Consider the following 24,730-nt stretch of genomic DNA (forward strand, 5'->3'; position numbering starts at 1 on the left):
AACCGCGCTGCGTCAATCTCGTGGCGCATAACCGGCCCACACCCCACACCCGCCGGACCGCTCAGGCACCGCCCGCACGGGGCCGTACCAACCGACGAGGAGACGCCGATGGCACCAGCCATCACGCTTGCCGCGGAGGCACCCAAGCTGTCGTCCGCGAACACAGGCTTCATGCTCATTGCTTCCGCCCTGGTGCTGATCATGACGCCGGGTCTCGCCTTCTTCTACGGGGGCATGGTCCGCGTCAAGAGCACCCTGAACATGCTGATGATGAGCTTCATCAGCATGGGGATCGTCACCATTCTGTGGGTGCTCTACGGCTTCTCCCTCGCCTTCGGCACGAACAACGGCCTCATCGGCTGGGACTCCGACTGGTTCGGCCTCCGCAAGATCGGTCTGACCGAGCTCTGGCCCGGTTACACCATCCCGATCTTCGTGTTCATGGTCTTCCAGATGATGTTCGCGATCATCACCCCGGCCCTGATAAGCGGCGCCCTCGCGGACCGCGTCAAGTTCTCGGCCTGGTCGCTGTTCATCGCCCTGTGGCTCACGCTCGTCTACGTTCCGGTCGCCCACTGGGTCTGGGGTGCCGACGGCTGGGCCTTCAAGCTCGGTGTGATCGACTTCGCGGGTGGTACGGCGGTCCACATCAACGCGGGCGCGGCGGCGCTCGGTGTCATCCTCGTCATCGGCAAGCGCGTCGGCTTCAAGAAGGACCCGATGCGCCCGCACAGTCTCCCGCTGGTCATGCTCGGTGCCGGTCTGCTGTGGTTCGGCTGGTTCGGATTCAACGCGGGCTCCTGGCTCGGCAACGACGACGGCGTCGGCGCGCTGATGTTCGTCAACACGCAGGTCGCGACGGCCGCCGCCATGCTGGCCTGGCTCGCCTACGAGAAGATCCGCCACGGCGCGTTCACCACGCTGGGCGCCGCCTCCGGCGCGGTCGCCGGTCTGGTCGCGATCACCCCGTCCGGCGGCGCGGTCTCCCCGATCGGCGCGATCGCCGTCGGCGCCATCGCCGGTGTCGCCTGCGCCGCGGCCGTGGGCCTGAAGTTCAGGTTCGGCTACGACGACTCCCTCGACGTCGTCGGCGTCCACATGGTCGGCGGCATCATCGGCTCCCTGCTGATCGGCTTCTTCGCCACCGGCAAGGGCCAGTCCACCGCGACCGGTGTCTTCTACGGCGACCACTCCTTCACCCAGCTGTGGAAGCAGTGCGCCGGTGTCGGCGCGGTCCTCGCCTACTCGCTGATCGTCTCCGCGGTCCTCGCCTTCCTGCTCGACAAGACGATCGGCATGCGGGTCACCGAGGACGAGGAGATCTCCGGCATCGACCAGGCCGAGCACGCCGAGACCGCCTACGACTTCAGCGGCGCCGGCGGCGGTGTCATCGGCTCCGCCGCGCACGCCCCCGCCCCGGCCGCCACGCAGATCAAGAAGGTGGACGCATGAAGCTCATCACCGCCGTCGTCAAGCCCCACCGGCTGGATGAGATCAAGGAGGCCCTGCAGGCCTTCGGCGTCCACGGCCTGACGGTCACCGAGGCCAGCGGCTACGGTCGTCAGCGGGGCCACACCGAGGTCTACCGCGGTGCCGAGTACACCGTCGACCTGGTCCCGAAGATCCGCATCGAGGTGCTGGCCGAGGACGACGACGCCGAGCAGCTGATCGAGGTCATCGTCAAGGCGGCCCGAACCGGCAAGATCGGTGACGGCAAGGTCTGGTCCCTGCCGGTCGAGACGGCCGTACGGGTCCGCACCGGCGAGCGCGGCCCGGACGCGCTCTGACACGACGGGCACAAGACAGGAGTCGCTGGGTGACGGGAGCGGACGTGCGCACGGAAGCAGAGGACTCGGGACCCAGCGGCTACGCGGCGGCCCGGCTGCGCCTCCTCACGGAGGGGGCGCGGTCCGGGCCGCCGCGCCGTGCCGCCCTCGCGGAACTGACCGACGACTGGCTCGCCGGACTGTTCACGGCGGCCGCCGAGGGGCTCTCGGGCGTATCCCTGGTCGCCGTCGGCGGCTACGGCCGGGGCGAGCTGTCCCCGCGCAGCGACCTGGACCTGCTCCTGCTGCACGACGGCTCCGACCAGAAGGCGGTCGCCGCCCTGGCCGACCGCCTCTGGTATCCCGTCTGGGACCTGGGACTCGCGCTCGACCACTCCGTGCGCACCCCGGCGGAGGCCCGCAAGACCGCCGGGGAGGATCTGAAAGTCCAACTCGGGCTCCTGGACGCCCGTCACCTCGCCGGTGACCGCGGCCTCACCGCCGGCCTGCGTACGGCCGTCCTCGCCGACTGGCGCAACCAGGCCCCCAAACGCCTCCCCGAACTGCAGGAACTCTGCTCCGAACGCGCCGAACGCCAGGGCGAGCTGCAGTACCTGCTCGAACCCGACCTCAAGGAGGCGCGCGGAGGGTTGCGCGACGCCACCGCCCTGCGCGCCGTAGCCGCCTCCTGGCTCGCCGACGCCCCGCGCGAGGGCCTCGCCGACGCCCGCCGGCGCCTGCTCGACGTCCGGGACGCCCTGCACCTGGCGACCGGCCGCGCCACCGACCGGCTCGCGCTGCAGGAGCAGGACCAGGTGGCGGCCGAGCTGGGGCTGCTGGACGCCGACACCCTGCTGCGGCAGGTCTACGAGGCGGCGCGGGTCATCTCGTACGCCAGCGACGTCACCTGGCGCGAGGTGGGGCGCGTGCTGCGTTCGCGGGCCGTCCGTCCGCGGCTGCGCGCCATGCTGGGCGGCGGCAAGCCCGTCACCGAGCGCTCCCCGCTCGCCGAGGGCGTGGTGGAACAGGACGGCGAAGTGGTGCTCGCCCGTGCCGCGCGCCCCGAACGCGACCCCGTGCTCCCCCTGCGCGCCGCGGCCGCCGCCGCGCAGGCAGGCCTCCCGCTCTCCCTGCACGCCGTACGGCGCATGGCCGCCATCGCGCGCCCCTTGCCCACGCCCTGGCCCGCCGAGGCCCGCGAGCAGCTGGTCACGCTGCTCGGCTCCGGCCGGCCGACCGTGGACGTCTGGGAGGCACTGGAGGCGGAGGGCCTGATCAGCCGCCTCCTGCCGGACTGGGAACGGGTCCGCTGCCGCCCGCAGCGCAACGCCGTCCACCTCTGGACGGTCGACCGGCACCTGATCGAGACGGCGGTCCGCGCCTCCGAACTGACCCGCCGCGTCAGCCGCCCCGACCTGCTCCTGGTCGCCGCCCTGCTGCACGACATCGGCAAGGGCTGGCCCGGCGACCACTCGGTGGCCGGCGAGATCATCGCCAAGGACGTGGCGGCGCGGATCGGCTTCGACCGCGCGGACGTGGACGTGCTGTCCGCCCTGGTCCGCCACCACCTGCTGCTGATCGAGACGGCCACCCGCCGCGACCTCGACGACCCGGCCACGGTCCGCTCGGTCGCCGAGGCGGTCGGCACCCAGAGCACGCTGGAACTGCTGCACGCCCTGACCGAGGCCGACGCGCTCGCCACCGGACCCGCGGCCTGGTCCTCCTGGCGCGGCTCCCTCGTCGCCGACCTGGTCCGGCGGGTCTCCGCCGTGCTCGCCGGCGACGCCCCCGACGAGCCGGAGCCCGTCGCGCCCACGGCCGAGCAGGAGCGGCTGGCGATCGAGGCGTACCGCACGCGCGGCCCGGTCCTCGCGCTGCGCGCCCAGACGGAACCGGCCACCGACGAGGAGGCGTCCGGCGAACCCCTCGGCGTGGAGCTGCTCATCGCCGTACCCGACCAGCCCGCCGTCCTCCCCGCCGTCGCCGGTGTCCTCGCCGTGCACCGCCTCACGGTCCGTACGGCGGAACTCAGCGCCCTGAGCCTGCCCGACGACGTCGACGACGGCTCGGTGCTGCTGCTCAACTGGCGGGTGGCCGCCGAGTACGGCTCGCTGCCGCAGGCGGCCCGGCTGCGCGCCGACCTCGTCCGCGCCCTGGACGGCACTCTGGACATCGCCGGCCGCCTCGCCGAACGGGACGCGGCCTATCCGAGGCGCCGTGGCTGGGTCGCCCCGCCACCGAGGGTGACCGTCGCTCCGGCGGCCTCCCACCACGCCACGGTGATCGAGGTGCGCGCCCAGGACGCCCCGGGCCTGCTGCACCGGATCGGCATGGCCCTGGAGAAGGCCGGCGTGCGGGTGCGGAGCATGCACGTCAGCACGCTGGGCTCCAACGCGGTGGACGCGTTCTACGTCACGACCGGTACGGGGGCGCCGCTGCCGGCGCAGGACGCGGGGTCGCTCGCGCGGGTGCTGGAGGAGACGCTGCGGGGGTGACCTCGCGACCGTGTGTTCCCCGCCGCCGCAGGGGTTTCGCCCTCGTCCGCCCACTCTCGGGAGTGGGCGAGGACGAATAGCTTGCGGGGCCGGATACCCTGGAGGGCAGCCCGAACCGACTCCGACCTCGAGGACCGACGCCACCGTGTTCGACACCCTCTCCGACCGCCTCAGCGCGACTTTCAAGAATCTCCGCGGGAAGGGGCGCCTCAGCGAGGCGGACATCGACGCCACGGCGCGCGAGATCCGTATCGCGCTCCTCGAAGCGGACGTCGCCCTCCCTGTCGTCCGGACCTTCATCAAGAACGTCAAGGAAAGGGCTCTGGGCGCCGAGGTCTCGCGCGCGCTGAACCCGGCCCAGCAGGTCCTGAAGATCGTCAACGACGAGCTCGTCACCATCCTCGGCGGCGAGACCCGGCGGCTTCGCTTCGCCAAGCAGCCGCCCACCGTGATCATGCTGGCGGGTCTGCAGGGTGCCGGTAAGACCACCCTCGCGGGCAAGCTAGCCAAGTGGCTCAAGGAGCAGGGCCACTCGCCGCTGCTGGTCGCCGCCGACCTCCAGCGCCCGAACGCCGTCAACCAGCTGAGCGTGGTCGCCGACCGCGCCGGCGTCGCCGTCTACGCGCCCGAGCCGGGCAATGGCGTCGGTGACCCGGTCAAGGTCGCCAAGGACTCCATCGACTTCGCGAAGTCCAAGGTCCACGACATCGTGATCGTGGACACCGCCGGCCGCCTCGGTATCGACGCCGAGATGATGCAGCAGGCCGCGGACATCCGGGACGCGGTCTCCCCGGACGAGATCCTGTTCGTCGTCGACGCGATGATCGGTCAGGACGCCGTCAACACGGCCGAGGCCTTCCGTGACGGCGTCGGCTTCGACGGCGTGGTGCTCTCCAAGCTCGACGGTGACGCCCGCGGTGGTGCCGCCCTGTCGATCCGGCAGATCACCGGCAAGCCGATCATGTTCGCGTCCAACGGCGAGAAGCTGGACGACTTCGACGCCTTCCACCCTGACCGGATGGCCTCCCGCATCCTCGACCTGGGTGACCTGCTCACCCTGATCGAGCAGGCGGAGAAGACCTTCAGCCAGGAAGAGGCCGCCAAGATGGCCTCGAAGCTGGCGTCCAAGAAGGGCCAGGACTTCACCCTGGACGACTTCCTGGCCCAGATGGAACAGGTCCGGAAGATGGGCAGCATCTCCAAGCTGCTCGGCATGCTCCCGGGCATGGGCCAGATCAAGGACCAGATCCAGAACATCGACGAGCGGGACGTCGACCGCACCGCCGCGATCATCAAGTCGATGACCCCGGGCGAGCGCCAGGACCCGACGATCATCAACGGCTCCCGCCGCGCCCGTATCGCCAAGGGTTCCGGCGTCGAGGTCAGCGCGGTGAAGAACCTGGTCGAGCGGTTCTTCGAGGCCCGCAAGATGATGTCCCGCATGGCCCAGGGCGGCGGCATGCCGGGCATGCCGGGGATCCCGGGCATGGGCGGCGGCCCCGGCCGGCAGAAGAAGCAGCAGAAGAAGGCCAAGGGCAAGCAGCGCTCCGGCAACCCGATGAAGCGCAAGCAGCAGGAGCTGGAGGAGGCCCAGCGCCGCGAGGCCGCCGCGCAGGCCGGAAACGCCTTCGGGCTGCCGCAGCAGAGCGGCCAGGACTTCGAGCTGCCGGACGAGTTCAAGAAGTTCATGGGCTGAGTCCGTCCCAGAAGTTCATGGGCACGGTCCCGCTCGTACGTCCTTGAGGGCGCTCCCCGGCCGAGGGGGGCGCCCTCAGCGCATGCCGACGTCCGCCATATGCCTTAACGTCCAGATATGAGCGATGCGGCGCCACCACGCAAAGCCCCTGACCAGCCGTGGCGCACCGAGGGTACCCCCGACGAATCGCCCCCGCGGCCCGGCGGCGGAAGGTTCCGCGGCGGAAAGTGGTGGGGGCTGCTCGTCACCGCGGTGATCGTCTTCCTGCTGGCCTATGTCGGACTGAACTATCTCGGCCAGGGCAACCAGCCGACGATCTCGTACACGGAGTTCAGCCGGCAGGTCGCCGCCGGGAACGTCGCCAAGATCTACTCCAAGGGCGACGCGATCCAGGGCCAGCTCAGGAGCGCGCGGGCCAATCCCGAAGGCGGCGGGAAGTACACCCGGTTCAAGACACAGCGCCCGGCCTTCGCGGACGACAGGCTGTGGCAGAACCTGAGCAGTCACGGCGTCACCGTGACGGCACGGCCGGTCGTGCAGGAACGCAGCCTGTGGTCCAACGTGCTGATGTCCCTGATCCCGATCGTGGTCCTGGTCGCGGTGTGGATCTTCTTCACGCGGCGGCTCGGCGGGGCCCTGCCCGGCGCGGGTGGCCTGTTCGGCCGCCGGGCGCCGCCCAAACCCGTCGGGCCGCGGCCGGGCACCGAGCGCAGGACCTTCGCGGACGTGGCCGGCATCGACGAGGTCAAGGGCGAACTGGACGACGTCGTCGACTTCCTGGAGCACCCCGACGTCTATCGCCGGATGGGCGCGAAGCTGCCCCGCGGCGTGCTGCTCGCCGGCCCGCCCGGCACCGGCAAGACCCTGCTCGCTCGCGCGGTCGCGGGCGAGGCCGGCGTGCCGTTCTTCTCCGCCTCGGCGTCCGAGTTCATCGAGATGATCGTCGGTGTCGGCGCGTCCCGTGTCCGCGAACTGTTCGCCGAGGCCCGGAAGGTGGCGCCGTCGATCATCTTCATCGACGAGATCGACACCATCGGACGGGCGCGCGCGGGCGGTGCTTCCATGAGCGGGCACGACGAGCGCGAGCAGACGCTGAACCAGATCCTGACGGAGATGGACGGCTTCTCGGGCGCGGAGGGCGTGATCGTCATCGCCGCGACCAACCGCGCGGACATCCTGGACCCGGCCCTGACCCGTCCCGGCCGCTTCGACCGGGTGGTCAACGTGGCCCCGCCGGACCGCTCCGGGCGCGAGTCGATCCTGCGCATCCACACCCGGGACATCCCGCTCTCCGGTGACGTTGACCTGGCCCAGATGGCGCGCGTGACGCCCGGTATGACGGGTGCGGATCTGGCCAATCTCGCCAACGAGGCCGCGCTGCTCGCGGTGAAGCGCAAGCAGGAGCAGGTGACCGCCTCGGACATGTCGGAGGCGCTGGAGAAGGTCCAGCTGGGGGCCGAGCGCACCCTGGTGATGCCCGAGGAGGACCGCCGGCGCACCGCGTACCACGAGAGCGGCCACGCCCTCCTCGGCATGCTGCAGCCCGGCGCCGACCCCGTCCGCAAGATCACCATCGTGCCGCGCGGCCGGGCACTCGGGGTGACCATGTCCACGCCCGAGGTGGAGCGCTACGCCCACTCGGAGGAGTACCTGCGCGGTCGCATCATCGGCGCCCTGGGCGGGATGGCGGCGGAGGACGTCGTCTACGGAGTCGTCACCACGGGCGCGGAGAACGACCTCGAACAGGTCACCAACATCGCGCGCGGGATGGTGGCCCGCTGGGGCATGAGCGAACGGGTCGGCCGTCTGTCCGCCCTCCCGAGCGACGCACAGCAGGCCTACGGCCTCGCCGCGGCCCCGCAGACCCTCGACGTCATCGACGCCGAGATGCGGCGGATCGTCGACGAGTGCTACGACGAGGCGTGCGCCAAACTCCGCGACCACCGCGGCCAGTTGGACGCCCTCGCCCACGCGCTGCTGGAACACGAGACGCTGGAGGAGGCGGACGCCTACCGGATCGCCGGGATCACACGCCTGACCAAGGAGGGCGACTCCTAGGGCACGCGCGCGACGAGGTAACGGAAGACGTTCGGCATCCACACGGTCCCGTCCGGGCGCCGGTAGGGGTGCAGGGCCTCCGTCAGCTCCTTGTCGACCTGCTTGGCGTCCGTCGCCGCGATCGCCGCGTCGAACAGGCCGGTCGAGAGCAGCCCCCGTACGGCGCTGTCGACGTCGGCGTACCCGAACGGACAGGCCACCCGCCCCGAGCCGTCCGGTTTCAGCCCCGCCCGCTGGGCGACCTCCTCCAGGTCGTCCCGCCGGGCGGGCCGCCAGCTGCGCGCACTGCGCAGTGGATCGGCCAGTTTCGTCGCCACCCGCAGCACCGAGGAGGTGGCGCAGCGCTCCGGCGGACCCCAGCCGGCCAGCACCACGGCGGCCCCGCGCACGGCCAGCGGCAGCGCGTCCGCCAGCAGCTCGCCGAGCCCCTCGGAGTCGCCCGCGAGGCACCCGATCGGCTCGAAGACGGTCACCAGGGTGTAGGCGGCGGTCTCCGCCCCGGGCACCTCACGGGGTGAGCCCGCGACGAGTGTCACGGCACGCGCGCGTGTGGGGCCGCTCGCGCCGTGCCCCCCGCCGTCGCCGTACCGGGCGCGCCCGGTGCCGCCGCGCACACCGGGCGTGCCGAAGGCGCCCCCGTCGGCGGCGCGCGAGGTGTCCGGCAGCAGGCGCTGGCGGGCGAGCGCGAGCCGCTCGGGGGAGGCGGCGTCGACCCCGGTGACGGTGGCACCTCTGCCGGCCGCCAGCAGCAGCGCGAGCCCGGCGCCGCAGCGCAGGCCCAGCAGCCGGGTGGCGGGACCCGCTTCGAGTCGTTCGTAGACGGCTTCGTAGAGCGGCACCAGCATCCGCTCCTGGATCTCGGACCAGTCACGCGCGCGTGCGCACAGCTCCACGCGGGGTGCGGAATCCGCGTGAGGCAGGTGCTGCCGCACGAGCGTAGGTGTCATAGGTAAGCGCCCCAATCCGCCGTGAGTTCACCGCTGTGCCCGGTTGCGTGGCCCCCGTGCCGTGCGCACGCACTTCCCACGTATGTCAGGTAACTCCCGGCTCGCTGCCCCGTCCAGGGGTCGTGGGGCCCCGCTTGGGCTCCGGGCGCCGGTGTGGCGAGATTTCACGTCCCGGCAATCTGGATGGCCGTACGGTGTCCGCTCCGGGCGAACCGGCCGGTACCGGGGGCCGGACGGGTGCGGGGGTAACGTCACGCGCGCCGCGGACGCTGACCGGAGTGAGGCCGCACGACGAGAGCGGCCGAAACGCCTCTTGCGCACCCGCCGACCACAACCGCGCCGGGCGCTGCAGGCCAAACCCGGGGGGCCCGCAGGGCCTCGTTCGAGGGTGGTGGTGGGCGACGGATGGGCGTACGGCGGACTACGCACCAGCTTGTTACGAGCTGTGCGGCTTCTCCGCAGATCAGCGCACCCGCCCTCGTCCGGACGCATCAGTGCCAACTGACGGGTACGTGCAAATTATTTGGGATGGCCCGGAATAGGAACACATTCGAGCTCCCGCTCGTTGTCATTACGTGAGCACGACACAGACACCACCTGTACTCGCCGCAGAGCTGGCGCAGGCGTGGGCCGACATTCAGCGGTACCACCCCGAGCTGCCGGACCTTGCCGCGCCAGAGTCCCTGATCGGGGAGTCGTCGTCCGCGTGCGGACACGAGCTCTCCTTCGAACGACTGCTCCATGAAGCAGTCCATGGCATCGCCGCCGCCCGTGGGATCCGCGACACCTCCCGCGCCGGCCGTTACCACAACCGCCGTTTCCTCGCGATCGCCGAGGAGCTGGGCCTGGACCACCCCGAGGAGCCGCACCCGAGCAGCGGCTTCTCACTGGTCACGCTCAACCCCGAGGCCAAGCGGCGCTACCGTCCCACCATCGAGCGGCTGCAGCGCGCGCTGAGGGCGCACACGGCGGCGACCTCCTCGGACACCACCCGCTCCTTCCGCGGCCCGGCCGCCCGGCACGGCTCCTCCGGCGGCGGAGTCCGGGTCAAGGCGGTCTGCGACTGCGGCCGCAACGTCCGCGTGGTGCCCTCGGTCCTCGCCCAGGCCCCCATCGTCTGCGGCGGCTGCGGCAAGCCGTTCAGAATCCCGGAGGTCGCGGGAGCGGCGTGATCGCGAGCCGCGGAACACCGGCATCTCGTGGGTGCCGGTAGTGGCACCTCGTGACGCCGAGCAGCGCACCCGACGTACGGTCACCTCCACGCCGGGTGCCGCTGACCCATGCCCGGCCCCGGCCCGCCCACCCGCGGCCGGAAGCGACCCGCGGGGTATGGCACAATGGCTAGCTGTACTCGACAGCCGCACAGGACCCCTCTCTCCTCCGGCTGACGCGTCCATCGGGCACTCGGGTACCGCAACCCCACGCGGCAGCTCGCCGTGCCCAACCACGTCAAATCCAGGAGAACCCACTCCCGTGGCAGTCAAGATCAAGCTGAAGCGTCTGGGCAAGATCCGTTCGCCTCACTACCGCATCGTCGTCGCCGACTCCCGTACCCGCCGTGACGGCCGGGCCATCGAGGAGATCGGCAAGTACCACCCGACCTACAACCCGTCGGTCATCGAGGTGGACGCCGATCGTGTGGCGTACTGGCTGGGTGTCGGCGCGCAGCCGACCGAGCCGGTTCTCGCCATCCTGAAGAAGACCGGCGACTGGCAGAAGTTCAAGGGCGAGCCGGCCCCCGCGCCGCTGCTCGTCGCCGCGCCGAAGCCGGCCCGTCCGTCGTTCGAGGCGCTCGGCGGTGACGACGAGGGCAAGGGTGAGGCGATCACCCAGAAGAAGAAGGCTGAGAAGAAGGACGAGGCGGCTGCCGAGTCCGAGTCGACCGAGGCCTGAGCAGCATGCTCGAAGAGGCGCTTGAGCACCTCGTGAAGGGCATCGTCGACAACCCTGACGATGTGCAGGTGGCCTCGCGCAACCTGCGCCGCGGGCGCGTGCTCGAGGTCCGGGTCCACCCCGACGACCTCGGCAAGGTGATCGGCCGCAACGGCCGTACCGCGCGCGCCCTGCGCACCGTCGTGGGCGCCATCGGCGGTCGCGGTGTCCGCGTCGACCTCGTCGACGTGGACCACGTCCGCTGACGCTTCATCGCAACCGGCTCGGGCCGGGGAGGGCCACTGGGCCGTCCCCGGCCCGCAGTCGTATGACAGGAGATCAAGCACAGTGCAGCTGGTAGTCGCGCGGATCGGCCGCGCCCATGGCATCAAGGGCGAGGTCACCGTGGAGGTACGTACCGACGAGCCGGAGCTGCGGCTCGCCCCGGGCGCCGTCCTGGCCACCGACCCGGGCTCCGTCGGACCGCTGACCATCGCCACCGGCCGGGTCCACAGCGGCCGCCTCCTCCTGCGCTTCGAGGGCGTCACCGACCGCAACGGCGCCGAAGCCCTCCGGAACACCCTCCTGATCGCCGAGATCGACCCGGAGGAACTGCCCGAGGGCGAGGACGAGTACTACGACCACCAGCTCATCGACCTCGACGTGGTCACCGAGGACGGCGTGGAGGTCGGCCGGATCACCGAGATCTCGCACCTGCCCTCCCAGGACCTGTTCATCGTGGAGCGCCCGGACGGGACCGAGGTGATGATCCCGTTCGTCGAGGAGATCGTCACCGAGATCGACCTGGAGGAGCAGAAGGCCGTCATCGCCCCTCCGCCCGGCCTGATCGACGACCGTGCCGAGATCGCCTCCTCCCGCGACACCGGGGAAGAGTCGTAATGCGCCTCGACGTCGTCACGATCTTCCCCGAGTACCTGGACCCGCTGAACGTCTCCCTCGTGGGCAAGGCACGCGCGCGTGGGCAGCTCGATGTCCATGTGCACGACCTGCGCGCGTGGACGTACGACCGCCACAACACCGTCGACGACACCCCGTACGGCGGCGGCCCCGGCATGGTCATGAAGACCGAGCCCTGGGGTGACGCGCTGGACACGCTCCTCGCCGACGGCTACGAGACCGGATCCCGGGAGCCCGCGCTGATCGTGCCCACGCCCAGCGGCCGGCCCTTCACCCAGGAACTCGCCGTGGAGCTCTCCGAGCGCCCCTGGCTGATCTTCACACCGGCCCGCTACGAGGGCATCGACCGGCGCGTCATCGACGAGTACGCCACGCGCGTGCCCGTCTACGAGGTCTCCATCGGCGACTACGTACTGGCCGGCGGCGAGGCGGCCGTCCTGGTCATCACGGAGGCCGTCGCCAGGCTGCTGCCCGGCGTCCTCGGCAACGCCGAGTCCCACCGGGACGACTCCTTCGCGCCCGGCGCGATGGCGAGCCTCCTGGAAGGCCCCGTCTACACCAAGCCGCCCCTCTGGCGCGGCCGGGACATCCCGGACGTGCTGCTCAGCGGCCACCACGGGAAGATCGCCCGCTGGCGCCGCGACGAGGCCCTCAGGCGTACGACCGCCAACCGGCCCGACCTGATCGAGCACTGCGCCCCCGAGGCCTTCGACAAGAAGGACCGCGAGATGCTCTCCATCCTGGGCTGGGAGCCGGACCCGGAAGGCCACCCGTACGGCCGATTTTGGCGGCGGGCCGAGGGCATGGGAGAATAGGCCGCTGTTGTGCGCCCGTCCGGCGTGCGCCCCTGCCACAGGGGGACACGACGCCCGCCTCGACCCGCACACGGCTTCGTGCAAACACCTAGTTTCCGTTGATGACCTGTGGCATCAGCGAAGAAAGCAGACGAAATGTCTCACCTGCTCGACTCCGTCGACGCCGCGTCGCTGCGCAGCGACGTCCCCGCCTTCCGCCCGGGTGACACCGTCAACGTCCACGTCCGCGTCATCGAGGGCAACCGCTCCCGTGTGCAGCAGTTCAAGGGCGTTGTGATCCGTCGCCAGGGCTCCGGTGTCCGCGAGACCTTCACGGTCCGCAAGGTCTCGTTCTCCGTCGGCGTCGAGCGCACCTTCCCGGTGCACACCCCGATCGTCGAGAAGATCGAGCTCGTCACCCGCGGTGACGTGCGTCGCGCCAAGCTGTACTACCTCCGTGACCTGCGCGGCAAGGCCGCGAAGATCAAGGAGAAGCGCGAGAGCTGAGCACTCTCCGGGGCCCATGGCCGGGCGGGATAGCATCTCGCCCCGATGGACACCGAAGCACAGCCGACGGAACGCGACCGCTCCTCCCACCGGGATTCCCCGGGGCCGGAAGGACGGTCGCGTTTCGCGTTGGCTGCGCGCATCGCCGACTGGCTGCCGGGCGGCCTGATCACCCTCACACTCTTGCTCTGCCTGGCGTTTTTGCTCGTCCTCAACACTTTCGTGGTGCAACCGTTCCAGATTCCGAGCGGATCCATGGAACAGGGCTTGAGGATCGGGGACCGCGTTCTCGTAAATAAGTTGGCGTACCGTTTCGGTGCCCAGCCGCGCCGCGGCGACGTGATCGTGTTCGACGGTACGGGGTATTTCGGGGACGCCGACTACATCAAACGCGTTGTCGGTGTGGGGGGAGACCATGTGGTCTGCTGCGACAGACAGGGGAGGATCGAGGTGAACGGCCGCGCCGTCGACGAGTCGGCGTTCCTCTATCCCGGGGACAGCGCCTCCAGCGTGCCCTTCGACGTCGCCGTACCCCCCGGCCGTCTGTTCGTCCTCGGCGACCACCGCAGCGACTCCAGCGACTCCCGCGACCATCTCGGCTCGCCGGGCGGCGGCATGATCCCGGTCGGCGACGTCATCGGCCGCGCCGACTGGATCCTGTGGCCGTACGACCACTGGACGCACCTGACGCGGCCCTCCGCCTACGCGCGCGTGCCCGCCCCGGAGGGCGCGCATGGGTAACCGCGGCAAACCGCGCGGGGTGCCCAGCAGTCCCGCCGACAATCTGCTGCCCACCGGATCGCGCCGCACCTCCGCGCCCGGCGGCGGCCGTACGCGCGCGGAGCGGCGGAAACTGCAGCGCAAGGTCAAGCGCAAGCGCCGGCGTTCAGCCGTCCGGGAGATCCCCCTTCTGGTCGGTGTCGCGGTCCTCATAGCGCTCGTCCTGAAGACCTTCCTCGTCCAGGCGTTCGTGATCCCGTCCGGCTCCATGGAGCAGACGATCCGGATCGGCGACCGCGTCCTGGTCGACAAGCTCACCCCGTGGTTCGGCTCCAAGCCGCAGCGCGGGGACGTCGTCGTCTTCCACGACCCGGGCGGCTGGCTGGCCGACGAGCAGACGGCCAAGAAGCACGACCCGGTCGTCGTCAAGCAGCTCAAGGAAGGCCTCACCTTCATCGGGCTGCTGCCCTCCGACAACGAGAAGGACCTGATCAAGCGGGTCATCGGGGTCGGCGGCGACCACGTCAAGTGCTGCGACAAGCAGGGCCGGGTCACCGTCAACGGCGTACCGCTCACCGAAGGGGACTACATCTATCCGGGTGACGCCCCGTCCGCCCAGCCCTTCGACATCACCGTCCCCAAGGGCCGGCTGTGGGTCATGGGCGACCACCGGGGCAACTCCGCGGACTCCCGTTTCCACCAGAACACCTCGTACGGCGGAACGGTGTCCGAGAAATCCGTGGTCGGCCGTGCCGTCGCCATCGGCTGGCCGATCGGCCACTGGACACGCCTCGAGGAACCTAAAACCTTCGCAAGCGTCGCCGACTCCGCGTCGCGTACGACCGCCGGTCCCTCGCTGTCGCATAGGGTTGCCCCCGAGAATCCGAACGGAACGACCCAGCTCCCGACCCCTGCGGAACTCCCGCTCGTTATGGGAGTAGTGGGCCTGCGTCGAATGTGGGGCAGGCGGCGGCACAGAGTAAGGAGTTGGCGTGGGGGATGTGGCGGTTGGCGCACGGTCGGGGCACGACGGCGAGGAGCACCGCGGGCACCCCGTGGAAGCGAACGCCCCCGTGCCGGACGGCGCCATGACCTCCGGGAATGACGCGGCGGGCGACCAGGGCACGCCGGACGACGGGCAGCCGCCCAGGACCGAGGGCGCAGGTGCGGGCGAGGCCGCGGACCGGCCGAGGAAGCCGCGCTCCTTCTGGAAGGAGCTGCCGATCCTCGTCGTCATCGCGCTGGTGCTGGCGCTGCTGATCAAGACGTTCCTCGTGCAGGCGTTCTCGATCCCGTCCGCCTCGATGCAGAACACCCTCCAGGTGGGTGACCGCGTCCTGGTCGACAAGCTCACCCCGTGGTTCGGCTCCAAGCCCGAGCGCGGCGAGGTCGTGGTCTTCCACGACCCGGACAACTGGCTGGCGGGCGAGCCGGCGGCGACCCCGAACGCCGTGCAGAAGGTCCTCAGCTGGATCGGCCTGATGCCGTCCGCCAACGAGAAGGACCTCATCAAGCGCGTGATCGGCGTCGGCGGCGACACGGTCCAGTGCAAGAACACCGGCCCGCTGCTGGTCAACGGCAAGCCCCTGAACGAGCCGTACGTCTACCCCGGCAACACGCCGTGCACCGATGACGAGCTGGGCGGCCAGTTCAAGGTGACGGTCCCCCAGGGCTACATCTGGGTGATGGGCGACCACCGCCAGAACTCCCGCGACTCGCGCTACAACCAGTCCGACAAGCACCACGGCATGGTCCCGGTCAGCGACGTCGTGGGCCGCGCGATCGTCAAGGCCTGGCCGATCAACCACTGGGGCACCCTGCCGGTCCCGGACACCTTCGACCAGCCCGGCATCAACCAGCAGTCCACGGAGTCCGCCGCCCTGACGGTGGCCCCGCAGGGCGTGGCCGTCGCCGCGGTACTGCCGGTGGTGGTGTGGCGGCGCCGGCGCGCGGACCGGCTGGAGTCCAAGGCCGAGCGGAAGACGGCCGCGGGCAGCCGCTGACCGGAGCGGTCCCGGCGCGGCTCGGCGGGCTGTTCGGCCTGGTACGGGTCCGACCTGGCCAAGGCGATACGGAACCTGTTGGTCCGGCGTCTGCCGAGTCTTTGCCCTCGCTCCGGCGGCGGTCGGGAAACAGGGGCTGCCCCCGCCCGGTACCGCCGGGTAGGGTGCGGGTCCATGGGTGGCGAGAGCACGACGCGTACGGCCCCGCACAGCGGCGGGACAGGCACGGCACAGCCCGGCGGCAGCCGGCTCGGACAGCGGCTTTCCTCAGTGGCCGTGGCACTGGGTCTGGTGCTGTTCCTGGGCGGATTCGCCTGGGCGGCGGTGACCTACCGGCCGTACACCGTGCCCACCAGCTCGATGACGCCCACGATCGACGCCGGCGACCGGGTGCTCGCGCAGAAGGTCGACGGCGGTCAGGTCAAGCGCGGTGACGTCGTCGTCTTCACGGACAAGAGCTGGGTCACCAACGCCAAGGTGGTCAAGCGCGTGGTAGCGGTCGGCGGCGACACCGTCTCCTGCTGCACGAACGGCAAGCTGACCGTCAACGGCAAGCAGATCGACGAGCCGTATCTGCCCGAGGGCAGCCTGGCCGAGATCAAGAACTTCCCGACGGTGACCGTCCCCCAGGGCCGTCTGTTCCTCCTCGGTGACGAGCGACAGGGTTCCCTGGACTCCACGGCCCACCTCACCGACGCGGCCAAGGGCACGGTCTCCCGCGACGCCGTGAACGCCCGCGTGGACGCCGTCATCTGGCCCTGGAAGGGCTCGCTCAAGCGCCCCACCGGCTTCGAGGCCCTCGGCGCGCTCTCCCAGCCCGGTCCCCTGTCCACGATCGAGGCGCTGATCGTCGCCGGCGCCGTCCTGGTGCTGGCCGGTGGCGCCTACGGCCCGATCGCGGGGCGCATGGGCCGCAAGCGCGCCCGTAGCGCGCGCCCGGAGGCGGCCGGTGTCCGCTGAGACCACGCGGACCGGCGAGGACTCGTACGAGGGCGGCCTGCGCAAGGTGGCCCGGGTGGTCCTCCTCGACCCGGAGGACCGCATCCTCCTCCTGCACGGCCATGAGCCGGACGATCCGGCCGACGACTGGTGGTTCACCCCCGGCGGAGGCCTGGAGGGCCGCCGAGACGCGCGAGGATGCCGCGCTCAGGGAACTCGCCGAGGAGACCGGCATCACCGACGTCGAACTCGGCCCGGTGCTGTGGCGCCGCATGTGCTCCTTCCCGTTCGCGGGTCGCCGCTGGGACCAGGACGAGTGGTACTACCTGGCCCGTACGACGCAGACGGCCACCGCTGCGCAGAGGCTGACGGAGCTGGAGCGGCGCAGTGTCGCCGGAGCGCGCTGGTGGACGTGTCAGGAACTGACCCGGGCACATGAGACGGTGTATCCGACCAGACTCGCCGAGCTGCTGCGCACGCTGCTCGACGAAGGTCCCCCGGCCAGTCCCGTGACCCTCGATACGGAAATCGTCTGAGGGCCCGTCGGACTGGCGCACAATGGGGGGATCGCACGGCTGAAGGGGAACATGCCATGAGCGCCGAGGACCTCGAGAAGTACGAGACCGAGATGGAGCTGAAGCTCTACCGGGAGTATCGAGATGTCGTCGGTCTGTTCAAATACGTGATCGAGACCGAGCGGCGTTTCTACCTCACCAACGACTACGAGATGCAGGTGCACTCGGTCCAGGGAGAGGTGTTTTTCGAGGTGTCGATGGCTGATGCCTGGGTCTGGGACATGTACCGGCCGGCGCGCTTCGTGAAGCAGGTACGGGTCCTCACATTCAAGGACGTGAATATCGAGGAGCTGAACAAGAGCGACCTGGAGCTTCCGGGCGGGTGACGGCTGCTGTCGCTCGTGTGGGTGACAAGGTTTTCCACAACCGCTGAGTAATCCACCAAGATCAACACGTGTCGGCCGGATGCGTGACCGTTGGCGCCGGAGGTGGTGCCGACATGAACGCACGAGAGGCACTGGGCAAGTACGGCGAGGACCTGGCCGCCCGGCGGCTCGCCGAGGCCGGAATGACGATCCTGGAGCGCAACTGGCGCTCCGGCCGTTCCGGCGAGATCGACATCGTCGCGCGCGACGGTGACGCGCTCGTCGTCTGCGAGGTCAAGACCCGCAGGGGCGGCCGCTACGAACACCCCATGGCCGCGGTGACCCACGAGAAGGCGGCCAGGCTGCGCGCGCTGGCCGAGCACTGGATCCAGGCCCACGGAGGGGCACCGCCGGGCGGCGTCCGCATCGACCTGATCGGCGTCCTGCTGCCCCACCGCGGCGCCCCCTCCGTCGAGCACGCGCGGGGGGTGGCCTGAATGGGATTCGCCCGCACCTGCTCCGTGGCCCTGGTCGGCGTCGAGGGAGTGGTCGTCGAGGTCCAGGCCGACCTGGAACCCGGCGTCGCCGCGTTCACCCTGGTCGGCCTCCCGGACAAGAGCCTGACGGAGAGCAGGGACCGGGTCCGGGCGGCGGTGGTGAACTCGGGCGGGGAGTGGCCCCAGAAGAAGCTCACCGTCGGACTCAGCCCGGCGTCGGTGCCCAAAGCCGGCTCCGGCTTCGACCTGGCCGTCGCCTGCGCGGTGCTCGGCGCCGCCGAGCGGATCGATCCGCGTGTCCTCGCGGACATCGTCATGATCGGGGAGCTGGGCCTGGACGGCAGGGTCCGACCCGTCCGCGGCATTCTCCCGGCCGTCCTCGCCGCTGCCGACGCCGGCTACGAGCAGGTGGTCGTACCCGAGTGCGCCGCCGCCGAGGCCTCGCTGGTACCCGGCGTCTCCGTGCTCGGCGTCCGCAGCCTGCGCCAGCTCATCGCGGTCCTCACCGAGGAGCCCGTCCCCGAGGAGGAACCGGACGAGCAGGGCCGCCCCGACCCCCTCCTGGCCGGTCTGCGCGTGCCGGGCACGGGCGCGGCCACCGGCATGCACAGCGTCGGCGCCGCACAGCACGAACACGACCACGACCTGGCGGACGTCGTGGGCCAGACCTCGGCCCGTACGGCCGTGGAGGTCGCCGCCGCCGGTGGACACCACCTGTTCCTCGAGGGCCCGCCCGGCGCGGGCAAGACGATGCTCGCCGAGCGGCTGCCCGCCGTCCTTCCCCGGCTCACCAGGGAGGAATCACTAGAGGTCACGGCGGTGCACTCGGTGGCCGGGCTGCTGCCACCGGGCAAACCGCTCATCGACGCGGCGCCCTACTGCGCCCCGCACCACTCGGCCACGATGCAGTCGCTCGTCGGCGGAGGCCCCGGCGTCGCACGCCCCGGGGCGGTCTCCCTCGCCCACCGTGGCGTGCTGTTCCTGGACGAGGCGCCCGAGTTCCACGGCCAGACCCTGGACGCCCTGCGACAGCCGCTGGAGTCCGGCCACGTCGTGATCGCACGCAGCGCGGGCGTCGTCCGCTTCCCGGCCCGCTTCCTCATGGTGCTGGCGGCCAACCCCTGCCCCTGCGGACGCTTCTCGCAGCGCGACTCCCTGTGCGAGTGCCCGCCGTCGGTGATCCGCCGTTACCAGTCCCGGCTCTCCGGTCCGCTGCTGGACCGGGTGGACCTGCGCGTGGAGGTCGATCCGGTCACCCGGGCCCAGCTCACCGAACCCGACGCCCGGGGCGAGTCCACGGCGACCGTGGCCGAGCGGGTACGGCACGCCCGCCGGCGCGCGGCGGCCCGCCTGGCCGGAACCCCCTGGCGCACCAACAGCGAGGTCCCCGGCCGGGAACTGCGCAGTCGCTACCACCCCGTCGCCGGCGCGATGGACGAGGCCGAGCGCAGCCTCGAGCGGGGAGTGCTCACGGCCCGAGGCATCGACCGCGTCCTGCGCGTCGCCTGGACGGTCGCCGACCTCGTCGGCCACGACCGCCCGGACGCCACCGACGTCGCCCTGGCGCTGCAACTGCGCACCGGAGTGCCGCGTGGGGTGCCGATGGCCATCGGGGCGCTGACATGACCCCGAGCGAGGACTCCGCAGACGAACTGCTCGGACGGGTCCTCCTCTGCCGGGTGATCGAGCCGGGGGACGAGGCCGGTGGGCGGTGGGTCCGGGAGTTCGGGGTGGGGGAGGTGGTGCGGCGGCTGAGGGAGGGGGTGTCGGCCCTGCCGGGGGTGAGTGAGGGGCGGTGGGCCGGGCTGGTCGCCCGGGCTCGGCGGGCCCGCCCCGAGCGGGATCTCGCGGTGGCCGGGGAGGCCGGGGCGCGGTTCGTGGTGCCCGGGGGCGCCGAGTGGCCCGGGCAGCTCGATGACCTGGGGGATGCCCGGCCGATCGGGCTGTGGGTGCGCGGGCGGCCCAGCCTGCGGATGTGGGCGCTCCGGTCCGTCGCCGTGGTGGGCGCGCGGGCCTGCACCGAGTACGGCACCCATGTCGCCGCGACCCTCGCCGGAGGCCTCGCCGAGCGGGGCTGGGTGGTCGTCTCCGGTGGCGCGTACGGCATCGACGGCGCCGCCCACCGAGGCGCCCTCGCCGCCCGCGGGGCCACCGTCGCCGTCCTGGCCTGCGGCGTCGACCGGCCGTATCCCCGCGGCCACGCCGCCCTGATCAGCAGGATCGCGGACCAGGGACTGGTGGTCGGAGAGTTGCCGCCGGGCGACCATCCGACGCCCAGCCGGTTCATCCTCCGCAACCGCGTCATCGCCGCGCTGACCAGGGGCACCGTCGTCGTGGAGGCCGCCTGCCGCAGCGGCTCGCTGGCCACCGCGCGGGCGGCGGAGCGCCTCGGACGGTTCACCATGGGCGTGCCCGGCCCCGTGACCAGCGCCCTCTCCGCGGGCGTGCACGAACTGCTGCGGGCAGGGGCCGCCCTGGTCACGGACGCCGCGGAAGTCGTCGAACTCGTGGGTGACATGGGTGACCTCGCCCCACCCCGCAGGGGCCCCGTGCTCCCACGTGACCTGCTGGAACCCGCCTCCCGGGCCGTCCTCGCCGCCCTGCCCGGCAACCGCGCGGCCACCGTCGAGGAGATCGCGCTCGGTGTGCCGACGACCCGCGACGAGGCGATCGCGAAACTGTACGAACTCCGAGCACTTGGATACGTCGAACGACATGGCGACGGCTGGAAGTTGACACGCCAGGCGATGATGTCGGTCCGCACCGGTCACGGTCCGTGTTGACCGAACGTGTTCGGCCGTCCGGGGGAACCTCCGACGCCCTTGATGTTTCCCGGAGTTGACGCTCCGGCCGGTCACACAGAGCGAGTCGTGGAACCCGCGCGCGGGACCGGCGGGAGCGCCCCGCGCACGGGTGGAGCCGCATTGTTCGCACACCGCGACACCTCAGTCACGCTACGCTCACGAAGGCGCCGACACAGATCGCGCCAACTCGACACCAGACCGACAGCTCACCCAGGTAGCCCACTTCACCCACCGACCCCCACCCCATCCCACTCAGAGCACTTCACAGCACTTCACGGCAGAACGGCACAAGGCGACGAATGCCCCAGCACACCTCCGGGTCAGACCGGGCGGCGATCCCCCCAGCCGCCCGCGACGGTGGCAGCGTGCGGCCGCCCGCTCCCTCGACGCTCGACGAGCTGTGGCGGTCGTACAAGGCGACGGGGGACGACCGGCTGCGGGAACAGCTGATCCTGCACTACTCGCCGCTCGTGAAATACGTCGCGGGCCGGGTGAGCGTAGGCCTGCCGCCCAACGTCGAGCAGGCCGACTTCGTCTCCTCCGGGGTCTTCGGGCTGATCGACGCGATCGAGAAGTTCGACATCGACCGGGAGATCAAGTTCGAGACGTACGCGATCACCCGGATCCGGGGCGCGATGATCGACGAGCTGCGGGCGCTGGACTGGATCCCGAGGTCGGTGCGGCAGAAGGCGCGGAACGTGGAGCGGGCCTACGCCACGCTGGAGGCGCGGCTGCGGCGCACCCCGTCCGAGGGCGAGGTCGCCGCCGAACTGGGCGTGGAGGTCGACGAACTCCACGCCGTGTTCAGCCAGTTGTCGCTGGCCAACGTGGTCGCGCTGGAGGAGCTGCTGCACGTCGGCAGCGAGGGCGGGGACCGGCTCAGCCTCATGGACACGCTGGAGGACACCGCCGCGGACAACCCCGTGGAGGTCGCCGAGGACCGGGAGCTGCGCCGCTTCCTGGCGCGGGCGATCAACACGCTGCCCGAGCGGGAGAAGACCGTGGTCACGCTGTACTACTACGAGGGGCTCACCCTCGCCGAGATCGGCAACGTCCTCGGGGTCACCGAGAGCCGGGTCAGCCAGATCCACACCAAGTCGGTGCTGCAGCTGCGGGCAAAGCTGGCGAGCTTCGGGCGCTGAGCGCGCGGGCCCGGGTGACCGGATCGACGGTTCGGGTGACCGGATCGGTGGTTCGGGTGGTGCGGCCGGCGTCATGGGGGAGAGCGGCTCCCGTTCGGGTGGGGGCGTCCGTAAAGTGGTTGACGTGCCAAGGATTCGAGCGGCCTCCGTGGCCGAGCACCGGTCGATGCAGCGAGCCGCCCTGCTGGACGCGGCCCGGTCGTTGTTGTCCGAGGGCGGGACGGAAGCGCTGACGTTTCCCGCGCTGGCCGAGCGGACCGGGCTGGCGCGCTCGTCCGTGTACGAGTACTTCCGGTCGCGGGCCGCGGTGGTCGAGGAGCTGTGCGAGGTCGATTTTCCGCTGTGGGCGGCGGAGGTGGCGGCCGCGATGGAGCGGGCCGCGTCCGCCGAGGGCAAGGTCGAGGCGTATGTGCGGCAGCAACTGGCGCTGGTCGGGGACCGGCGGCACCGGGCGGTCGTCGCCATCTCCGCGAGTGAGCTGGACGCCGGGGCGCGGGAGAAGATCCGGGCGGCGCACGGCGGGCTCGTCACGATGATCGCCGAGGCGCTCGGGGAGATGGGGCATGAGCAGCCCCGGCTCGCGGCCATGTTGCTGCAGGGGGTCGTGGACGCGGCGGTGCGGCGGATCGAACTGGGGGCGGCGGAGGATCCCGCGGTGGTCACGGATGCGGCCGTGGCCATGGCGCTGCGGGGTGTGAAGGGCTGAGGCTCGCTGCTGCCGGGCTGCGTCCCGGTGCCCGCAGGGTGCCCTGTGCCGTCGCCGGGCGGGGACGGGGCCGCTGACCGGCCGCGGCTGGGCAGCTACGGCAGCGGTACCCCCAGCACCGGCAGCAGTCTCGGTGGCCCCCTGTGCAGGAGCCACGGCGGCAGCAACGACAGCGGGTCCAGGTAGGAACGTCCGCGGCGCAGGCCCCAGTGGACGCACGTGGTGGGGCAGTGGGAGGCGGCCGTCGGGTCCAGCGTGCCCACCGTCTCTCCCGCCCCCACCTCGTCCCCCTTTCGCACCAACGCGGTCACCGGTTCATACGTCGTACGAAGATCCGTGCCCGTCAGGTCGACCGAGACGACCCCGCGTCCGGCCACCCGGCCCGCGAAGGCCACCCGGCCGGGTGCGACCGCCCGCACCCCGGAGCCGGGCGGTGCTGCCAGGTCCACGCCCCGGTGACCGGGGCCGTACACCGTCGCCGGCGGCTCCCAGCCCCGTAACACCAGGGGGCGGACGCCCACCGGCCAGGTGTGCGCGACGGCCGGGACCGGGGCCGCGGGGGGCGGTGCGGGGGCCGGGGACGGGGTGTCCGCCCAGGAGCGGCAGGGCGCCAGGGCGGCCGGTGCCAGGCCGAGGAGCACAACCATCGACAGCAGGACATATCGCATCGCTTCTCGCATGGGACAACCGTCCCGCACCCCCGCCGATCACGGCCGGACACTGTGGACAACTCACCGGTTGTGGACAGCGGCGTCACCCGGTGCCCCGGCGGTCCCGTACACTTCTTCTGGCGATCCGGGTCACCGGGTCGACTTCGCACGCCCCGACACCAGGCCGTCAAGCGGTCGGTGTCAGCGCCTCTCGGTCCTCAGCGGCAAGGCGCGTCGCGGGCGTCAGGCGCGGGAGCCGTCCGGCATCCGCGGCACAACCGAGAAACTCAAGGAGATACGGCCATGGCCGTCGTCACGATGCGGGAGCTGCTGGAGAGCGGCGTCCACTTCGGTCACCAGACCCGTCGCTGGAACCCGAAGATGAAGCGCTTCATCTTCACCGAGCGCAACGGCATCTACATCATCGACCTGCTCCAGTCGCTGTCGTACATCGACCGCGCCTACGAGTTCGTCAAGGAGACCGTCGCCCACGGCGGCACGGTCATGTTCGTCGGCACCAAGAAGCAGGCGCAGGAGGCCATCGCCGAGCAGGCCACCCGCGTCGGCATGCCCTACGTCAACCAGCGCTGGCTGGGCGGCATGCTCACCAACTTCTCGACCGTCTACAAGCGTCTGCAGCGCCTGAAGGAGCTCGAGCAGATCGACTTCGAGGACGTCGCCGCGTCCGGTCTGACCAAGAAGGAGCTTCTCGTGCTCTCGCGCGAGAAGGCCAAGCTGGAGAAGACCCTCGGCGGTATCCGCGAGATGCAGAAGGTGCCGAGCGCCGTCTGGATCGTGGACACCAAGAAGGAGCACATCGCCGTTGGTGAGGCCCGGAAGCTGAACATCCCGGTCGTCGCGATCCTCGACACCAACTGCGACCCCGACGAGGTCGACTACAAGATCCCGGGCAACGACGACGCGATCCGCTCCGTCACCCTGCTCACCCGTGTGATCGCCGACGCCGTCGCCGAGGGCCTCATCGCCCGCTCCGGCGTCGCCACCGGCGAGAAGGGCGAGAAGGCCGCGGGCGAGCCGCTCGCCGAGTGGGAGCGCGACCTGCTCGAGGGTGAGAAGAAGGACGAGGCTCCGGCTGCCGAGGCCGCCACCGAGCCCGCCGCCGAGGCCGCCACCGAGGCCGCTCCGGCCGAGGAGAAGGCCGCCGAGGGCGAGCAGGCCTGACGTCAGCGTTGACGGCGGGGGTGGTACTGCATCCCACAGCGCCTTGGGCGCGGTGAAGTCCACCCCCGCTGTTCACCCGTAGGTCGGCACGACGTACGCGCTCCGCGGCTACATGTGGAACGCAACCGTGCGGATCTGAAGATCTCCCAGACTT

The 24,730-nt window shown here is 71.2% G+C and carries 24 protein-coding genes and 1 pseudogene; 23 read left to right on the forward strand and 2 right to left on the reverse strand.

The window, feature by feature from the left end; translation table 11 throughout:
- Positions 1-108: 108 nt before the first annotated feature.
- From LMU33_RS25960 to ftsH, 5 genes are all read left to right on the forward strand, one after another.
- Positions 109-1,452, forward strand: a complete 1,344-nt coding sequence (locus tag LMU33_RS25960; protein WP_228623012.1) for an ammonium transporter — start codon at positions 109-111, stop codon at positions 1,450-1,452.
- Complete coding sequence (locus LMU33_RS25965) at positions 1,449-1,787, forward strand: P-II family nitrogen regulator (RefSeq protein WP_030990174.1); 339 nt, start codon at positions 1,449-1,451, stop codon at positions 1,785-1,787. The genes LMU33_RS25960 and LMU33_RS25965 overlap by 4 nt, the downstream gene beginning before the upstream one ends.
- 29 nt (positions 1,788-1,816) lie before the next feature.
- Complete coding sequence (locus LMU33_RS25970; protein WP_228623013.1) at positions 1,817-4,261, forward strand: [protein-PII] uridylyltransferase; 2,445 nt, start codon at positions 1,817-1,819, stop codon at positions 4,259-4,261.
- 145 nt (positions 4,262-4,406) lie between these two features.
- Complete coding sequence (gene ffh / locus LMU33_RS25975) at positions 4,407-5,957, forward strand: signal recognition particle protein (RefSeq protein ID WP_228623014.1); 1,551 nt, start codon at positions 4,407-4,409, stop codon at positions 5,955-5,957.
- Between the two features lie 117 nt (positions 5,958-6,074).
- On the forward strand, positions 6,075-8,015 hold the full coding sequence (gene ftsH / locus LMU33_RS25980) for an ATP-dependent zinc metalloprotease FtsH (RefSeq protein WP_228623015.1): 1,941 nt from the start codon (positions 6,075-6,077) through the stop codon (positions 8,013-8,015).
- On the opposite strand, the gene LMU33_RS25985 is transcribed toward ftsH, so the two are convergent.
- Positions 8,012-8,962, reverse strand: coding sequence for an SAM-dependent methyltransferase (locus LMU33_RS25985; RefSeq protein ID WP_228623016.1), 951 nt, complete (start codon positions 8,960-8,962; stop codon positions 8,012-8,014). The genes ftsH and LMU33_RS25985 overlap by 4 nt on opposite strands.
- Before the next feature lie 575 nt (positions 8,963-9,537).
- Here LMU33_RS25985 and LMU33_RS25990 point away from each other — a divergent pair.
- The 17 genes and pseudogenes from LMU33_RS25990 to LMU33_RS26070 all read left to right on the forward strand — a co-directional run bounded on the left by LMU33_RS25990 (position 9,538) and on the right by LMU33_RS26070 (position 22,744).
- Positions 9,538-10,134, forward strand: coding sequence for a hypothetical protein (locus LMU33_RS25990; protein WP_228623017.1), 597 nt, complete (start codon positions 9,538-9,540; stop codon positions 10,132-10,134).
- 301 nt (positions 10,135-10,435) lie between these two features.
- Positions 10,436-10,855 (forward strand): 30S ribosomal protein S16, encoded by a 420-nt coding sequence (rpsP, locus tag LMU33_RS25995; protein WP_228623018.1) that lies wholly within the window; start codon positions 10,436-10,438, stop codon positions 10,853-10,855.
- Positions 10,856-10,860: 5 nt separating this feature from the next.
- Positions 10,861-11,100, forward strand: a complete 240-nt coding sequence (locus tag LMU33_RS26000; protein ID WP_003973401.1) for an RNA-binding protein — start codon at positions 10,861-10,863, stop codon at positions 11,098-11,100.
- 82 nt (positions 11,101-11,182) lie between these two features.
- The gene (rimM, locus tag LMU33_RS26005) at positions 11,183-11,734 is read left to right on the forward strand and encodes a ribosome maturation factor RimM (protein WP_228623019.1); all 552 of its coding nucleotides are present in this window, start codon (positions 11,183-11,185) and stop codon (positions 11,732-11,734) included.
- Complete coding sequence (gene trmD / locus LMU33_RS26010; RefSeq protein WP_228623020.1) at positions 11,734-12,567, forward strand: tRNA (guanosine(37)-N1)-methyltransferase TrmD; 834 nt, start codon at positions 11,734-11,736, stop codon at positions 12,565-12,567. Before rimM ends, trmD begins: the two co-directional genes overlap by 1 nt.
- Before the next feature lie 135 nt (positions 12,568-12,702).
- On the forward strand, positions 12,703-13,053 hold the full coding sequence (gene rplS / locus LMU33_RS26015; protein ID WP_103781700.1) for a 50S ribosomal protein L19: 351 nt from the start codon (positions 12,703-12,705) through the stop codon (positions 13,051-13,053).
- Positions 13,054-13,098: 45 nt separating this feature from the next.
- Positions 13,099-13,794 carry a signal peptidase I gene (gene lepB / locus LMU33_RS26020; RefSeq protein ID WP_228623021.1) on the forward strand — a complete coding sequence of 232 codons (696 nt, stop codon included), beginning with the start codon at positions 13,099-13,101 and terminating at the stop codon, positions 13,792-13,794.
- Positions 13,787-14,878, forward strand: a complete 1,092-nt coding sequence (gene lepB, locus LMU33_RS26025) for a signal peptidase I (protein WP_228623022.1) — start codon at positions 13,787-13,789, stop codon at positions 14,876-14,878. The genes lepB (LMU33_RS26020) and lepB (LMU33_RS26025) overlap by 8 nt, the downstream gene beginning before the upstream one ends.
- Positions 14,766-15,776, forward strand: coding sequence for a signal peptidase I (lepB, locus tag LMU33_RS26030; RefSeq protein WP_228623023.1), 1,011 nt, complete (start codon positions 14,766-14,768; stop codon positions 15,774-15,776). The genes lepB (LMU33_RS26025) and lepB (LMU33_RS26030) overlap by 113 nt, the downstream gene beginning before the upstream one ends.
- Positions 15,777-15,950: 174 nt before the next feature.
- Positions 15,951-16,736, forward strand: a complete 786-nt coding sequence (gene lepB, locus LMU33_RS26035) for a signal peptidase I (protein ID WP_228623024.1) — start codon at positions 15,951-15,953, stop codon at positions 16,734-16,736.
- Positions 16,726-17,251 (forward strand): annotated as a pseudogene (locus LMU33_RS26040) (NUDIX hydrolase). The gene lepB (LMU33_RS26035) and the pseudogene LMU33_RS26040 overlap by 11 nt, the downstream one beginning before the upstream one ends.
- A 56-nt stretch (positions 17,252-17,307) precedes the next feature.
- Entirely contained in the window at positions 17,308-17,616 is a 309-nt protein-coding gene (locus LMU33_RS26045; protein ID WP_003965949.1) for a DUF2469 domain-containing protein, read from the forward strand.
- A 113-nt stretch (positions 17,617-17,729) separates the two neighbouring features.
- Positions 17,730-18,092: a YraN family protein gene (locus LMU33_RS26050; RefSeq protein WP_228623025.1), complete on the forward strand. Its 363-nt coding sequence runs from the start codon at positions 17,730-17,732 to the stop codon at positions 18,090-18,092.
- Positions 18,093-19,718, forward strand: a complete 1,626-nt coding sequence (locus tag LMU33_RS26055; RefSeq protein ID WP_228623026.1) for a YifB family Mg chelatase-like AAA ATPase — start codon at positions 18,093-18,095, stop codon at positions 19,716-19,718.
- Positions 19,715-20,875 carry a DNA-processing protein DprA gene (gene dprA, locus LMU33_RS26060; RefSeq protein ID WP_228623027.1) on the forward strand — a complete coding sequence of 387 codons (1,161 nt, stop codon included), beginning with the start codon at positions 19,715-19,717 and terminating at the stop codon, positions 20,873-20,875. The genes LMU33_RS26055 and dprA overlap by 4 nt, the downstream gene beginning before the upstream one ends.
- A gap of 320 nt (positions 20,876-21,195) precedes the next feature.
- Positions 21,196-22,038, forward strand: a complete 843-nt coding sequence (gene whiG, locus LMU33_RS26065; RefSeq protein WP_228623028.1) for an RNA polymerase sigma factor WhiG — start codon at positions 21,196-21,198, stop codon at positions 22,036-22,038.
- Between the two features lie 148 nt (positions 22,039-22,186).
- A complete protein-coding gene (locus LMU33_RS26070) occupies positions 22,187-22,744 on the forward strand; it encodes a TetR/AcrR family transcriptional regulator (RefSeq protein WP_228623126.1) in 558 nt (185 codons plus the stop codon).
- Between the two features lie 95 nt (positions 22,745-22,839).
- Here the strand turns inward: LMU33_RS26070 and LMU33_RS26075 are convergent, their stop codons facing one another.
- Complete coding sequence (locus LMU33_RS26075) at positions 22,840-23,424, reverse strand: murein hydrolase activator EnvC family protein (protein ID WP_228623029.1); 585 nt, start codon at positions 23,422-23,424, stop codon at positions 22,840-22,842.
- A 273-nt stretch (positions 23,425-23,697) separates the two neighbouring features.
- On the opposite strand from LMU33_RS26075, the gene rpsB reads away from it, so the two are divergent.
- Positions 23,698-24,576, forward strand: a complete 879-nt coding sequence (rpsB, locus tag LMU33_RS26080) for a 30S ribosomal protein S2 (protein WP_228623030.1) — start codon at positions 23,698-23,700, stop codon at positions 24,574-24,576.
- Positions 24,577-24,730 lie beyond the last annotated feature (154 nt).

Origin of the sequence: Streptomyces barringtoniae, from assembly GCF_020819595.1 — a bacterium.
GTDB classification, from domain to species: domain Bacteria; phylum Actinomycetota; class Actinomycetes; order Streptomycetales; family Streptomycetaceae; genus Streptomyces; species Streptomyces barringtoniae.

What these genes read in the sequence shown, in the direction of transcription:
- rpsB (WP_228623030.1), top strand. Translation starts at nt 23,698, where the DNA reads ATGGCCGTCGTCACGATGCGGGAGCTGCTGGAGAGCGGCGTCCACTTC.
- LMU33_RS26000 (WP_003973401.1), top strand. Translation starts at nt 10,861, where the DNA reads ATGCTCGAAGAGGCGCTTGAGCACCTCGTGAAGGGCATCGTCGACAAC.
- LMU33_RS25965 (WP_030990174.1), top strand. Translation starts at nt 1,449, where the DNA reads ATGAAGCTCATCACCGCCGTCGTCAAGCCCCACCGGCTGGATGAGATC.
- LMU33_RS25985 (WP_228623016.1), bottom strand. Translation starts at nt 8,962, where the DNA reads ATGACACCTACGCTCGTGCGGCAGCACCTGCCTCACGCGGATTCCGCA.
- LMU33_RS26050 (WP_228623025.1), top strand. Translation starts at nt 17,730, where the DNA reads ATGAACGCACGAGAGGCACTGGGCAAGTACGGCGAGGACCTGGCCGCC.
- LMU33_RS25960 (WP_228623012.1), top strand. Translation starts at nt 109, where the DNA reads ATGGCACCAGCCATCACGCTTGCCGCGGAGGCACCCAAGCTGTCGTCC.
- lepB (WP_228623024.1), top strand. Translation starts at nt 15,951, where the DNA reads ATGGGTGGCGAGAGCACGACGCGTACGGCCCCGCACAGCGGCGGGACA.
- LMU33_RS26075 (WP_228623029.1), bottom strand. Translation starts at nt 23,424, where the DNA reads ATGCGAGAAGCGATGCGATATGTCCTGCTGTCGATGGTTGTGCTCCTC.
- trmD (WP_228623020.1), top strand. Translation starts at nt 11,734, where the DNA reads ATGCGCCTCGACGTCGTCACGATCTTCCCCGAGTACCTGGACCCGCTG.
- rplS (WP_103781700.1), top strand. Translation starts at nt 12,703, where the DNA reads ATGTCTCACCTGCTCGACTCCGTCGACGCCGCGTCGCTGCGCAGCGAC.
- LMU33_RS26045 (WP_003965949.1), top strand. Translation starts at nt 17,308, where the DNA reads ATGAGCGCCGAGGACCTCGAGAAGTACGAGACCGAGATGGAGCTGAAG.
- dprA (WP_228623027.1), top strand. Translation starts at nt 19,715, where the DNA reads ATGACCCCGAGCGAGGACTCCGCAGACGAACTGCTCGGACGGGTCCTC.
- whiG (WP_228623028.1), top strand. Translation starts at nt 21,196, where the DNA reads ATGCCCCAGCACACCTCCGGGTCAGACCGGGCGGCGATCCCCCCAGCC.
- LMU33_RS26055 (WP_228623026.1), top strand. Translation starts at nt 18,093, where the DNA reads ATGGGATTCGCCCGCACCTGCTCCGTGGCCCTGGTCGGCGTCGAGGGA.
- lepB (WP_228623021.1), top strand. Translation starts at nt 13,099, where the DNA reads ATGGACACCGAAGCACAGCCGACGGAACGCGACCGCTCCTCCCACCGG.
- ftsH (WP_228623015.1), top strand. Translation starts at nt 6,075, where the DNA reads ATGAGCGATGCGGCGCCACCACGCAAAGCCCCTGACCAGCCGTGGCGC.
- lepB (WP_228623022.1), top strand. Translation starts at nt 13,787, where the DNA reads ATGGGTAACCGCGGCAAACCGCGCGGGGTGCCCAGCAGTCCCGCCGAC.